General features: G+C 41.3%; 12 protein-coding genes. 1 reads left to right on the top strand and 11 read right to left on the bottom strand.

What is annotated here, in order from left to right; all coding sequences use genetic code 11:
• Positions 1-156: 156 nt before the first annotated feature.
• The 6 genes from ACQV1I_RS19145 to ACQV1I_RS19170 form a co-directional block, all read right to left on the bottom strand.
• Positions 157-279 carry a hypothetical protein gene (locus ACQV1I_RS19145; protein ID WP_255193678.1) on the bottom strand — a complete coding sequence of 41 codons (123 nt, stop codon included), beginning with the start codon at positions 277-279 and terminating at the stop codon, positions 157-159.
• On the bottom strand, positions 230-1,642 hold the full coding sequence (locus ACQV1I_RS19150; RefSeq protein ID WP_116334872.1) for a DNA-binding protein: 1,413 nt from the start codon (positions 1,640-1,642) through the stop codon (positions 230-232). The genes ACQV1I_RS19145 and ACQV1I_RS19150 overlap by 50 nt, the downstream gene beginning before the upstream one ends.
• Before the next feature lie 198 nt (positions 1,643-1,840).
• Positions 1,841-2,773 (bottom strand): manganese-dependent inorganic pyrophosphatase, encoded by a 933-nt coding sequence (locus tag ACQV1I_RS19155; protein ID WP_094700840.1) that lies wholly within the window; start codon positions 2,771-2,773, stop codon positions 1,841-1,843.
• Positions 2,774-2,889: 116 nt separating this feature from the next.
• The gene (locus ACQV1I_RS19160; protein ID WP_116334873.1) at positions 2,890-4,233 is read right to left on the bottom strand and encodes a CapA family protein; all 1,344 of its coding nucleotides are present in this window, start codon (positions 4,231-4,233) and stop codon (positions 2,890-2,892) included.
• A 2-nt stretch (positions 4,234-4,235) separates the two neighbouring features.
• Complete coding sequence (locus ACQV1I_RS19165; RefSeq protein WP_438769664.1) at positions 4,236-5,537, bottom strand: MFS transporter; 1,302 nt, start codon at positions 5,535-5,537, stop codon at positions 4,236-4,238.
• Between the two features lie 40 nt (positions 5,538-5,577).
• Positions 5,578-6,804: a M20 metallopeptidase family protein gene (locus tag ACQV1I_RS19170; protein ID WP_116334875.1), complete on the bottom strand. Its 1,227-nt coding sequence runs from the start codon at positions 6,802-6,804 to the stop codon at positions 5,578-5,580.
• Between the two features lie 252 nt (positions 6,805-7,056).
• Here ACQV1I_RS19170 and ACQV1I_RS19175 point away from each other — a divergent pair, with 252 nt between their 5' ends.
• Entirely contained in the window at positions 7,057-7,632 is a 576-nt protein-coding gene (locus ACQV1I_RS19175; RefSeq protein WP_104032258.1) for a hypothetical protein, read from the top strand.
• 93 nt (positions 7,633-7,725) lie between these two features.
• Here the strand turns inward: ACQV1I_RS19175 and qoxD are convergent, their stop codons facing one another.
• The 5 genes from qoxD to ACQV1I_RS19200 form a co-directional block, all read right to left on the bottom strand.
• A complete protein-coding gene (gene qoxD, locus ACQV1I_RS19180; protein WP_094700836.1) occupies positions 7,726-8,010 on the bottom strand; it encodes a cytochrome aa3 quinol oxidase subunit IV in 285 nt (94 codons plus the stop codon).
• Positions 8,007-8,609, bottom strand: a complete 603-nt coding sequence (gene qoxC, locus ACQV1I_RS19185) for a cytochrome aa3 quinol oxidase subunit III (protein WP_116334876.1) — start codon at positions 8,607-8,609, stop codon at positions 8,007-8,009. The genes qoxD and qoxC overlap by 4 nt, the downstream gene beginning before the upstream one ends.
• A complete protein-coding gene (qoxB, locus tag ACQV1I_RS19190) occupies positions 8,606-10,555 on the bottom strand; it encodes a cytochrome aa3 quinol oxidase subunit I (protein ID WP_116334877.1) in 1,950 nt (649 codons plus the stop codon). Before qoxB ends, qoxC begins: the two co-directional genes overlap by 4 nt.
• A gap of 52 nt (positions 10,556-10,607) precedes the next feature.
• Positions 10,608-11,474 (bottom strand): cytochrome aa3 quinol oxidase subunit II, encoded by an 867-nt coding sequence (gene qoxA / locus ACQV1I_RS19195; RefSeq protein ID WP_116334878.1) that lies wholly within the window; start codon positions 11,472-11,474, stop codon positions 10,608-10,610.
• 303 nt (positions 11,475-11,777) lie between these two features.
• Positions 11,778-12,809, bottom strand: a complete 1,032-nt coding sequence (locus ACQV1I_RS19200) for an aldo/keto reductase (protein ID WP_116334879.1) — start codon at positions 12,807-12,809, stop codon at positions 11,778-11,780.
• Between the last annotated feature and the right edge of the window lie 144 nt (positions 12,810-12,953).

Below are 12,953 nucleotides of genomic sequence, written 5' to 3' on the forward strand. Positions count from 1 at the left end.
TGAGAAATATTGTAAAAATAATCTATTTTACCCATTTTTTAACATAAAAATTTTTTTATCGATATTTTCTCGCTGATCTCCTTCTTGCGAACACAAAAAAAAGCACCCTTCCTAATAGAAGGTGTGCTCTGTGCAAAAAGGACAGTGAGTATTTATTTATCCACCAATCCCATGATCGTATTGAATCACTCTATCATTTGCCTTTGCCACTGCTACATCCGCCACCTGACTACACAACCCAAAGATCATTACTAGCGAAAGCAAAAAGACTTTCATCATTCCTTACCTCCTCCATAATTTTTTTATAATCCTGTTTCTGTTGCTCTGTCGCGTGATATCTATGTGCTTCAAAAAGTGTTACGCAGCGTATGAAATTCTTGTGATCGTTCGTAGTAGTAGATAAAGTGAGACATCGTAGGGTTTCGACTATTCCTTTATGAAAACGTTCATTTTTGAACTGGTAAATCGCTAACTGATACCTGAACCGAAGATGGCGTTCTACATTAATCGTGTCTGTGTATTCATCAAAGCAATCTATCTCTAATGAAAAATTCTCTAGGATGTTGTCTATTGAAAAATCATATTTATTTGCAGATTCTACAATGGTCACTAGGCCAGCAAGAAGCTCCTTTGGGTTATCCTCAAGGAAAGCAATATAATCTGGAAGAATATCTAATTGTCCCATGAGTAGGTCAAACGTATATCGATTTGCTCGGGCCCATAAGTGGAACTTCTGTACCTCCTTTTGGCCTACTTCATCAAGATTTTCAAACCAGCCTAAATCAGCATAACCAGCAGCGTACTCATTTGCCTTTTTATACAAGCCTTGTTTTTCTAATGCTTCTGATTTTAATAAATAGGCCTGTCCATAATAGACAACCAAATGTCGCTCTGTTTTAAGAGGTTCACCTTTTCTATTACTTTTCTGCTTATTTTGTTCATTTTCGTAGACTAAGGTAGCCAACTCTCTTAACTCGTCTGCATATTTCTCTACTTCTTTCCACTTATGCAAAGTAAAACTCACATTGGCTAGCTGCAATAACGCGTCCAATTGATGACCTTCCGAGAGCCGCTTTCGAAACGGTTCAAAACGAATAACAGCTTTTCCATTCTCTTCAGCATTGCTTCCAAGTAGCGCTCGAAATAAACGATATTGACTGATAACAGATCTTTCTGAATGGCTATTTTTTTCGTTATCAACCACCAACTGGTAAAAATAAGCGGATTCCTTCTGTTTTCCCTTATAAAACAGCTGCTCTGCTACGGCAAAGAGAACTTCGATGTTTTTAGGGTCCTCCAACAACTGGGGGATCACCATCTGTATACAGTCATGCCTCCCTAATTCTGCACATTGAACCAGATAGGGTCTAACTCGTCGCTTCGAAACCTTTCCTCTTTGGAAGCATTCCTCCACATATAAATCGTACAGCCATCCAGTAGGCTCGCCAAAAGCTCGTCCAATCGCATTTAATTGATCAATGGTTAATGCCCGGATAGGATTTCCTTTTAAGAATCCACTTAAGTGCCCGGCATTGATATTAGTCAATTCACTGAGTTTACTAAGCGTGTAGTTATATGATTTGATGCGATATTCAATTTCCGACCGTATCGATCGCACCATCACATGATTACTCCCGACCATGTAAACACTCCTTTTTAACGAAATATCAATATTTTACTATATTTTACATTTATTTCAGAGAATTCGCTACTAAAATCTCAAAAAATGTAAAATTTTATATTTTTCGACAAATGAAAGAAAGCTTCCTTTCTGTGAGATCAATCGATCACACCGCGAAGGAAGCCTTGATTTTATTGAATGAATGTTTTTTTTTTGGAATTACATCTTGCTAAATGCTTCTGTTAATACTGGTACAATTTGTTTCTTACGAGATACAACACCTTTTAAAAGTGCTTTGTTATCTTCTAAAGTCACGTTGAATGCTTGCTCTACAGCCTTAGTGGCACGACCTACCGCCAAGCCAACGGAATCATTATTTAGAATATCTGTCACGACAAATAGGAACAAATCTAACCCTTTTTCTTCAATGATAGCAATTAGATGCGATTCGATTTCAGCCTGATTAACTAGCACATCATTCACATCAACTGCATTTACTTGAGCGATTTCCACTTTGGAATTACCCATAGCAAACTCTTTTGAGTCAAGAGAAATCAATTGGCTAATTGTTTTATCGCTAAGATCTGCACCTGCTTTTAACATTTCTAAGCCATAGGCTTGCAAATCAACTCCAGCAATCGCTGCTAGTTCATGAGCTGCTTTCACATCTTGTTCCGTGCAAGTTGGGGATTTGAGCAACAGCGTGTCAGAAATGATTGCAGAAAGCATAAGACCAGCAATCGTTTTCGTTACCTCTACACCGTTTTCTTTATACATTTTATTTAAAATAGTAGTCGTGCATCCAACTGGCTCAGCACGGAAATACAGTGGGTGATTTGTCTCAAAGTTAGCGATACGGTGATGATCAATAACCTCAACCACGCGAACCTGATCGATGTCGTTTGCACTTTGTTGACGCTCATTGTGATCTACTAGGATAACATCTTGAGCTTCTGTCGCTACGGTTTCTACTAAGCGTGGAGCCTCCACGTTAAAGTATTTGAGGACGAATTCTGTTTCTCCGTTCATGTTGCCTAAACGAACTGGTTCCACGTTTGCCCCCAATTTTGTTTTTAAATCTGCATAAATCAATGCGGAACAAATCGTATCTGTGTCTGGGTTTTTATGTCCGAAAATTAGTGTTTTTTCCATAATCGTTCTCCTTATTCGGTGTTTTAGGGATAAAATTATCATATCATAGGAGTCATGACACTCTCCCTTTACATTATAAATATAAAATTCATGTTTTTGAATCCTTCTGTAAAACTTTACACTTTTATTCCCATTTTTTTTGGTGTGATATGTACTACGCCAATCCCCTCCACAACCTGAATCTCTGTGCCATATGGTTTTGATAGCTCTGCTACTCGTTTTACAATCGCTTCATTCCTACTTAGCTCAGGAAAACCATTCTGATGACGTTTTTTTCCACATCCGAGCTCAATAGGGTACAGGGTAATCTCTTTTATTTGACCATTCTCCATACTCCATGAAGCGATGACCGATTCCATGACCTCAGGAATCGACAGCAAGCCTTTTGTCCCTTGATTTGTTTTCGAGTCCATGGCCTGCATAATGCTCATATCCTGTGGGAATGAATTGGCATCATAAAATTCCTGTGGTAACACTTCCAGGGTTTCATCCTGAAAAATAAAATTACTTAGGCTATAAAAAATCGGTCGATTCTGATAAATCTCGATACCGCGTAGCGTATGTGGCCCGTGCCCGACTACCGCATGGGCGCCAGCATCAATAAACCTACGAGAAGCTATCTCCACAAAATCAGCGGGAAGCTGCTTATTTGCCCCTTTCATTTCATGAGCGTGGAAGCTTACGATAACATAATCCGCTTGACGTGTTGCATCATCAATGCTGGCTTCCAGACGTTTCATATCCTGCTCATGCGGCATTGTGAGCAATTTTTCTTTTTCCCCCGCATAAAAAATGGCAGGATATCCATACAAATCATAGCCAAACGGTAGAACTCCTTCTGGTAATGGGGACAGAAATGCCTCTTCCACCAGCATTTCATATAGAGCATTTACCTCTGTTTGACTAGCGATTCGTTTCAATACCTCAAAATCGGCTTGCGATACTAGATGTTTTTTCACATGTCTCAGCCCATTCACACCGGGACGCCCTTTCCCGTCGCGGCGCTGTTCGGAAGCCAGATGGGTTTGATGAAAGGAGGAGGTCACAGAAAGAAGCGCTACTCTCCCTGAAGGGGTATCCAAATAGACAGGCCGGCCAGCTTCAAACAGATTGGCCCCCATCCCCGTGTGCAATAGTCCAGCGTCTCGCAGATATTTGTTAGTAAGTAACAAGCCATCATGGCAAAAATCCATTGAGTGATTGTTAGCTGTGCCCACTACATTAAATCCGTATGCCACTACATCCTCCAACCGATCGGGGGTTGTTTGCACATGAGTACCGCCAGAAATCGCATTTGGGGTACCTTCATTGTAAGAAACATGCATCTCTAAATTAGTCAGGCGTACATCTGCCTGACCAATAAGCTTTGCAATCTCCTGGAAGCTTGGTTCCTGATAGCTGGGTACTCGTCTGGTTTGAAGATAATCTCCTGTAGCTACGAAGGTCATGATTGAATTCATGATTACTTTCCCTCCCAATCAGCAGTATGAGATAATTTGACCTGTTCCTTGCGTTTTACGTTCAAGAGGAACAGCCAACTACTAGTAACATAAATAAACGCATTCAGAAGTACTACCTGATGAAATCCGTTGGTCAGATTAGCTCCAGCAGCTTGTACGATGGCTCCTGTCACGAGGGGGGAAATCATACCTGCCAACGTTACTAGTCCAGACATAACCCCCATAATTAGACCTGTTCGCTCAGGTAATAGTGTACTTCCAATCACAGAAGCAAGGCTTCCTGCTGTTGTCGTTAATCCTATTCCTAAACAAAAGAGACAAAGAAGTATTGACGTAGATTGAAACAAAGGAACTAGGCTAAACAAAATACCGCCTGTCAGTACAGCAATACCGCCGACTGCTACATATGATTGGCGTACCAGTTTCGTTCTTTGAAACAAACGGTCTGCTAACATACAAGCTAGCAACGTGATTAGTCCAGCAATTGTACCAATCATGGCGATAGATGTGCTCATCTGAATAGAACTCAGCTTCATTACTTTCACTAGATATGTTGGTAACCAAACCAACACGAAGGTCACACCCCACATCTGTGCAAAGTAAAGCAGGAAAGAAAATAGGAAGTCTGCTGATAATAATATGTGACGGACATCAGACCAATGCAACGCGGAGGATTTACTTACAGACTGGCTTGTTGCGAGTTGGGCAAAGTGACTCTTTGGCGATACATGACTTTCAGACACCCCTTTCCCGTCCGGACGATCCTTTCCACCTACTAGCCAGAACATTACCCAGACGAGGCTTACGGCTCCCAACGCAGCCCAGGCCCATCTCCATCCCCAGTGTTCAATAGAGGATACCAAAGCAGGAGTAAACAAACTAGAACCAATGGACGCCCCCAAGGTTAACAAGGCAAAAATAAAGCCACGTCGCTCTGCGGGAAACCACTTGCTAATGTGACTAACAATGACTGGCCATGTAGGTCCTTCTCCGATTCCTAGCAGAACCCTCGCCATTATTAAGATAGGTAAGCTCGTAATTACAAGTGAGCCAGCTTGTATAACTGTCCAGCAAATCGCTAGGATCGTCAGCATTTTTTTGGTACCTATCCTGTCAGATACGCCTGCCCCAATGACACCAGCAATAGCAAACAACCAGAAAAAACTGCTACCTACCACTCCCCATTGTGTTGGACTAAGCGTCATCTCCTGAATAATTTGGGTAGCGGAATATCCAGCAATCGATTTATCTAGATAGTTAATCATGTATAAAACAAATAGAAATACGACCGTTACCCATGCCATCAGAGACTCCCCCTACACATTTTCTCTGATCCATTCTTGGTCATGATGTTGTTTTTACTGCTCCCTCATCTTCAGATACAACTAAATGCTCAGCAAGTAAGCCCAAAAATAGCTTACCGATCTGTAGCATCGAGCGTTCATCCACATCAAACATCGGATGGTGGTGCGGATATGTGGCATTTATTTCACTATTTCCGCCTCCTACACCGATAAAATTCCCCGGTATTTTCTGCAAATAATAAGCAAAGTCCTCACCACCCATCTGTGGGGGAACCCGAATGACTCGTTCATTCCCGACTAGCTGCTTCGCGATAGCCTCCACTTTCCTGGTCTCCGCCGGATCATTCCAGACAGACGGATAGCCTTTGCGATACGTAAATTGAACAGTAGCGCCAGCGCCTTCAACCGTATGCTGGACTATTTGTTGCATTTCCTTTTCAATGCTAGTACGTGTTTCTTCACTAAATGTTCGGACTGTTCCCAGAATCTGTGCAGTATCTGGAATTACATTGTAAGTAGCGCCACTTTGAAAGGAGCCTATCGTTAATACAGCCGGCTGTAAGGGATCTACACGTCTGCTCACCACTTGCTGTAAATTCAAAATAAGCTGGCTACCAATCACTACTGGATCAATGCACTCATGAGGACTTGCTCCATGTCCACCTTTGCCTTGAATTTCAATTTGAAATTCATCGCCCGCAGCCAGCATATATCCTTCTTGTACGCCAATCACTCCCAGCGGTAGTCCTGAGAATACATGCGCCCCATAAATAACATCCACTCCATCCAGGCAACCATCCTCTACCATCGAGATCGCCCCACCTGGAATTAGCTCCTCTGCATGCTGAAAGATTAATACCACTGTTCCACTAAGTTCATGCTCATACTCTTTGATAATTTTAGCCGTTCCCAATAAAGCCGCTGTATGGATATCATGTCCACATGCATGCATGACCCCAGGAACCCTTGACTTATATTCCACCTGCTTCTCATCCTGAATCGGAAGCGCATCAAAATCCGCTCGTAACGCCACCGTTTTACCTGGCTCCCCTGAGCTCTTCTGTTTTTTTCCATAGATCGTAGCAACAATTCCTCGACCACCAACCCCTTCCTGTACTTCAATACCAAGCTTTCTCAAATAAGCAGCAATTTTTTTGGTTGTCTCTACCTCTTGAAAAGACAGCTCTGGGTACATATGAAAATCCCGACGTAAGTCCACCATTTCCGTGTACAGTTCTTCTAATTTGGTACATGCCTGATGTAGCATCGGCTTTCCTCCTTCGTAAGATTAATGTGTGATATTCGCTAGTGCCAACAAACAAATGCCATTTGGTTCATCATGAATGGATTTTGACGAAAAAACTCACTATTTTTTATCAGAATTATCAGTTATTACCTATTGTACTTTCTGGATGAATGCATCGCAAGGTAAGAAGCAAAACAGTAACGAGATACTTATTGTTTATTCCCAACATTTACGATAGTCTTGAAAAGACAGCATAAACTAGGAGGTACATCTATGAAAAAAATCGTAGTTGCATTATTTGCCCTCATGCTTCTTTTAACTGCTTGTGACCCCCTCCGTTCTACCGAAAATGACCCTATCGCACAGCAGGACATGATTTCTCTTTTACAGCCTAAACTAGAAAAAGCGTCTACTTATGAAAAATTTACTCGCGTTTATGCCAAAGAAGCCGTTGGAGGCGAAAAAATCGCAACCATCACCAAAGATGGTGTAGAAACAGAAAATACAGCCGTGGCAAAGGATATGATCGTGAAAAACCAAACCGAAGCGAAAGAGATGTACATTTTAAAACCGGACAAGTTTGCTAAAAGATATAAACAAATCGGCGAAGCAAAAGATGGATTTAAAGAGTATCAAGCAGTAGGTGAAATTAAAGCGATTGAAGTAACCTCCGACTTGCTAAAAGAAGCTCAGATTCCTACACAGGAATTTTACTTTATTGCAGCTTGGGATGAGAAAATGATCGTTAAGGAAGGCGACTATCTCGTATCGCCGCTGGACTATTCTGAAGTATATCGCATCGCCAAAAAGGAATTTTTTGAGACCTATCGGTTGAAGGAAACGAAGTAAGATACCACAGATCAACCAACCTAGAGTTCTAATAGAAAAAGGAGCCCGATCCGTCGAGATTAGGCTCCTTTTTACTTCATTTGTTATAACCGATCACTGATAACCCCAGATCATGCATAGTAAGGTTCCGAAAACGGTAACAAGCGCTATGAATAATGCGTAATAGAGATTGGTATAGATTGATATTTTGTCTCCTGTTTCACCCGTGTGCATAAATACAACGAGCTGTACGGCAGCTTGAATGAATGCTGTTGCAAGCAAAATTGTCATCCCGACTGCAAATGAAATGTCAAAGAAATAAACAGTCAAAGCCAACGCAGTAAGAATCATCGACAATCCAAAGCCCATTACCTGTTTGCGTGGGAATAATTCTCTCATGTTTGCATCATTCCTTTCAGATAGACGAAGCTAAAAATGAAGATCCAAACAACGTCTAGGAAATGCCAGTACAGTGAGAAAATGAATGATTTGTTCGCTGTTTGAGGCGTCAATCCTCGTTTCCTGACCTGCATAATGATATTTAATCCCCAGAATAATCCAAAGGAAACGTGCGCTCCATGTGTTCCCAATGTTGTTAATAGAATCGCTGTAAATGCGCTGGTTTGCAAGCCTGCTCCAATGTGATCGTAATGAAGAAATTCATAGATTTCAACACCTAGGAATCCAAGCCCGAGCAGCAATGTGATCGTAAAAAATGTGATCATTGCTTTTTTGTTGCCGATACGCATCGCATGAATGCCAAGACCGATGATAAAGCTACTTGTTAAAAGCAGGATGGTTTCAATTAGCACGGGAGTAATTTCAAAAATTTCGGCTCCAGTAGGGCCATTGCCAGTGCGATCGACCAATGTGAAATAGGAAGCAAAAAGCGTGCCGAAAAGTACAATTTCGGCTCCTAGGAAGATCCAGAATCCTAGAATGTTTAAGGAATTTTGTTCTGTGCTGTATTCAAGTGGCAGTGAGTGATCTATTTTCATTTCATTGCACCTCGCAATTTTTCTTCTGTCTCTTCTATTTCTTTAACCGAGATGTAATGACCATCGTCCTGCTCAAACGATCGGTGAGTCAAGCACATAAAGATTCCGATGGTTGCAAGGATTACAACATTCCACATTGCAAATACAAAGGCAAAGCCCCAAATGAAAAAGATAACGCTCAAAATAAACGGAGCACCGCTGTTATTTGGCATATGAATTTTTTTATAGGGACCTTGGAATAAGGTATAACCTTTTTTCTTAGCATCCCAGAATGCTTCAATAGACTGAGCCTGTGGTGTAATAGCAAAGTTATATGCTGGTACTGGATTATGAGTTGCCCATTCAAGAGAGCGTGCATCCCATGGATCGGCCTTTATCTTTCTTGGAGCATAACGAATACTCCAGTAAATGTTATAAACAAGTAGCACGAAGCCCACTAGCAATCCAAGTGCTCCAATGAATGAAATAAAGTTCAAAGGTCCAAAGCCAGTTGATTCAGAATAGGTGTACATACGTCGGGCCTGTCCATCTAAACCAGAGAGAAACATCGGAAAGAATGCCACGTTAAAGCTAATGGCGATAAACCAGAATGCCCACTTCCCGATTCTTTCATTTAGCATAAAACCGAACATTTTTGGCCACCAGTAAGTGAGACCCGCAATCATAGCAAATACGACACCGGGTATAATGACATAGTGGAAGTGAGCGACTAAAAACATCGTATTATGATATTGGTAGTCAGCTGCTGACATTCCAAGCATAACCCCAGTTACCCCACCAATTAAGAAAATCGGAATGAATCCTAATGAATAAAGCATCGGGACTGTAAAAACAATTTTTCCTTTCCAGAGAGTGAACAGCCAGTTAAATATCTTAATCCCTGTAGGAACAGCAATCGCCATTGTTGTAATAGAGAAAATGCTGTTCGTTAGTGCTCCCTGTCCCATTGTGAAGAAATGGTGTGTCCAAACTAAGAAGGAAAGAAGCGAAATGATTACCATAGAAGCAACCATTGATTTATAACCATACAAATTACGACGAGCAAAGGTTGAAATAATCTCACTATAAACACCGAATGCTGGAAGTACTAGGATATACACTTCAGGATGACCCCACACCCAGAACAAATTCGCCCAAAGCATATCCATACCACCATTCGTCGATGCGAAGAAATGTGTTCCGAATAGTCGATCCATTGTCATCATGATAAGTGCCACTGTTAATACAGGAAACGCAAAAACTACGATTACGTTTGTAACTAAAGCAGACCATGTAAACATAGGCATTTTCATAAGCGTTATACCAGGTGCTCTCATTTTAAGAATCGTAGCGATAAAGTTAATACCGGATATCAATGTACCAAGACCCGAAATTTGGAGAGCTAGCGCATAATAGTTGGTACCTACCGATGGACTAAATTCATTACCTGCCAGTGGAAAATAAGCAGACCAACCTGCATCAGGAGAACCTCCAATTACAAACGATATGTTAAACAGCATCGCTCCCATGAAGAATAACCAGAAGCTTACTGCATTTAAACGTGGGAACGCTACATCACGAGCCCCAATTTGCAAGGGGACAACAAAGTTCATTAAAGCGTAAATGAATGGCATTGCCATAAAGATGAGCATCACAGTCCCATGAGTTGTGAATATTTCATTATAATGCTGAGCATCTAGCAACGTATTTTCTGGAACGGCCGTTTGGGCACGCATCATGATCGCATCAGCACCACCACGGAATAGCATCAGTAACGCTGATATGAGATACATAATCCCAATCCGTTTATGATCCACCGTCGTTAACCATTCGCGCCAGAGATAGCCCCATTTTTTATAATAGGTCAATCCTCCGATAATCCCGAGCATAGTCAGAACAATGGCAACCATCGATGCATAAATCGCAGGGCTGGGATGAGGAACGGCAAATTTCGTAAAGTAATCCATACTATTGTGGCTCCTTTTTGAAATGTATTGTCTTGTCTAAAAAACGAAGGAACTATTCGTCTCGGGATGCACCATGATGGTGGTGGTGTCCACCATTTGCCCCTTCTGGAGCTGGTCTAAATTCTAAATGTGTTCCAGTAAACGTGGATTGTCCAACATGACCCGGCTCTAGTAATGTATTGAATTTTTGTTCCGTAAGAGGTTCAGCCGTTGTTTTAACCTCTTCTACCCATTTATCATATTTCGTTTCAGTCATTGCCTCGACGTTGAATGTATTTTCAGCGAATCCTTTTCCACTAAAATTTGCATTTCGTCCCATGTAATCACCTGGTACATCAGCGGCTATATGTAGGGTAGTAACCATATCGGCCATGGCATATTTTTGTCCCCCTAATTGTGGAACCCAGAAACTAGTGATTGGTCCATAGGAATACAGCTTAAATTCAATAGGTCGGTTTATTGGTATACGCAGGTAGTTGACTGTTTCAATATTTTCTTCCGGATAACTAAAATGCCACTTCCAGTTGGAGCTTGAAGCATAAATAACTAACGGTTTTTTATCCTCATATCCCTGTGGTCTTGACTCCACAATATAGTTACTTTTCACAGAGATCACAGAAAGAATAATGACGATTAGTACCGGAATCCCTACACAAACCATTTCAACAACCAAATTTCCTTCCATATAAGGAGGGTCATATTCTTCTCTTTGTTTAGAGGCACGATATTTTGTGACCATAAATACGAAAAGTGCAATAACAACAACGACAATGAACGACATCGTCCAAATGGAGATCATAATCACGTCTGCTTGTGTCTGGGCTTGAGGTCCTTTTGGGTCCAAGACCATTAACCTGTCACCACAGCCTGTAAGCAATGAAATAGTAGCTAAAATAAAAGCATATAGAGCCCATTTCATTTTTATCAAGTACCCCTTTCCTGTTGATTTTTAAAATTGATAACAACCGATCCACATTCCTATCCTAATGAATGATCCCCAAAAAGTCGCCATCCAGTCGGATAGCATTTCTCTCATCCATGTTCAATACTTCGCAACAAAATTGACAAGAAATAGTCACAAAATTAACTTCCAGCTCCATCACCTAAATACACAACGCAAAGAAGCCCCAAAGATCGACATAGTAAAGCTCTCGTCAACCTTTGGGGCCTGGTTTTCGTAATAACCATTTGATCATTTTGCTAGATAGATAAAGGTAGTATCTTACTGCTTAGGAGCTGGTTTACTACTTGAATCGGATAAGGGTTGTCGTAAACGCTCGTTATATCCATTTACCCAAAGTAGCTCCAATTGCTCATATTCTTCCTTGGAAAGGGGAGCCGTCTCAGAAGCTAGTGCAAACTCTCTTAGCTGATCCTCACTCGTAATGTTTGGAATAACAGAGAGAACAGAGGAATGGTAGAGAGAGAATTGGATCGCCAATTGTCCCAATGTACGATTTTTACTGTCAAATATTCCCTTCTCCTTTAATTCATTCACCACCTCATTGCCCGCCCTCATCCACTCTACGGGACGATGAGCTCTGTGGTCTGATCTACTGAAATGCAGATTGGGATCGTACGTGCCATCCAACAGCCCTGACGCATGAGGGATTCTTACGATTAATGTTTGTGCGTCTTCTGCTGCTACCTGCAATAGGTCCCTAGCCGGCTCCTGCTCCACTATATTGTTGATGACCTGAACCGCTTCATATCCTCTTTGCCATGCCTCTAAGGATTCGTTTTTCCACCCCAGATCGGGACCCATCGCCGCTCCATAATGACGAATTTTCCCCTGAGATTTTAGTTGCTCAAGAGTTTCCAAAATTTCATCGTTTTGGATTGCCTCCATCCGAGGATTGTGAAGCTGATAATAATCAATATAATCTGTACCAAGTCGTTTCAAGCTTTGTTCACAGGCCATTATAATATGCTTCTTAGACCAGTTTTGAGGAAGCTCTGTGTGTCCTTTTCTCTCCCCCCTATTTTTGTATATATCATATCCAAATTTAGTGGCTATAAATAGGTTGTCACGTACACCGCCTAATGTCTTTGCAATGATTTCTTCTCCATAGCCATCACCATAGACATCAGCTGTATCAAAAAAGGTGATTCCGTAATCTTGATAGGCAGACTTCAAAAGCTTTTCCCCCACACTTCGATCCGTTATCCCCCACCATTTGGTTGCTACTGTCCATACTCCAAAGCCAATTTCAGATACTAGAGAATCTGTACCCGGAAACTTTCGATACTTCATAATCTTCTCTCCTCTCAGTGCTCCTGATAATTGTAAGAATAGGTATAATATGTTTTAGTAACATAAAGAACTATTTCTACATTATAAAAATGTATCATCTGAAATGAACCGTCCAGTCCCATCATATTATGACCATCCACCACG

Source organism: Brevibacillus sp. JB24b, from assembly GCF_051713385.1.
Classification (GTDB): Bacteria; Bacillota; Bacilli; order Brevibacillales; family Brevibacillaceae; genus Brevibacillus_B; species Brevibacillus_B laterosporus.

What these genes read in the sequence shown, in the direction of transcription:
- ACQV1I_RS19145 (WP_255193678.1), bottom strand. Translation starts at nt 279, where the DNA reads ATGATGAAAGTCTTTTTGCTTTCGCTAGTAATGATCTTTGGGTTGTGT.
- ACQV1I_RS19150 (WP_116334872.1), bottom strand. Translation starts at nt 1,642, where the DNA reads ATGGTCGGGAGTAATCATGTGATGGTGCGATCGATACGGTCGGAAATT.
- ACQV1I_RS19155 (WP_094700840.1), bottom strand. Translation starts at nt 2,773, where the DNA reads ATGGAAAAAACACTAATTTTCGGACATAAAAACCCAGACACAGATACG.
- ACQV1I_RS19160 (WP_116334873.1), bottom strand. Translation starts at nt 4,233, where the DNA reads ATGAATTCAATCATGACCTTCGTAGCTACAGGAGATTATCTTCAAACC.
- ACQV1I_RS19165 (WP_438769664.1), bottom strand. Translation starts at nt 5,537, where the DNA reads ATGGCATGGGTAACGGTCGTATTTCTATTTGTTTTATACATGATTAAC.
- ACQV1I_RS19170 (WP_116334875.1), bottom strand. Translation starts at nt 6,804, where the DNA reads ATGCTACATCAGGCATGTACCAAATTAGAAGAACTGTACACGGAAATG.
- ACQV1I_RS19175 (WP_104032258.1), top strand. Translation starts at nt 7,057, where the DNA reads ATGAAAAAAATCGTAGTTGCATTATTTGCCCTCATGCTTCTTTTAACT.
- qoxD (WP_094700836.1), bottom strand. Translation starts at nt 8,010, where the DNA reads ATGAGAGAATTATTCCCACGCAAACAGGTAATGGGCTTTGGATTGTCG.
- qoxC (WP_116334876.1), bottom strand. Translation starts at nt 8,609, where the DNA reads ATGAAAATAGATCACTCACTGCCACTTGAATACAGCACAGAACAAAAT.
- qoxB (WP_116334877.1), bottom strand. Translation starts at nt 10,555, where the DNA reads ATGGATTACTTTACGAAATTTGCCGTTCCTCATCCCAGCCCTGCGATT.
- qoxA (WP_116334878.1), bottom strand. Translation starts at nt 11,474, where the DNA reads ATGAAATGGGCTCTATATGCTTTTATTTTAGCTACTATTTCATTGCTT.
- ACQV1I_RS19200 (WP_116334879.1), bottom strand. Translation starts at nt 12,809, where the DNA reads ATGAAGTATCGAAAGTTTCCGGGTACAGATTCTCTAGTATCTGAAATT.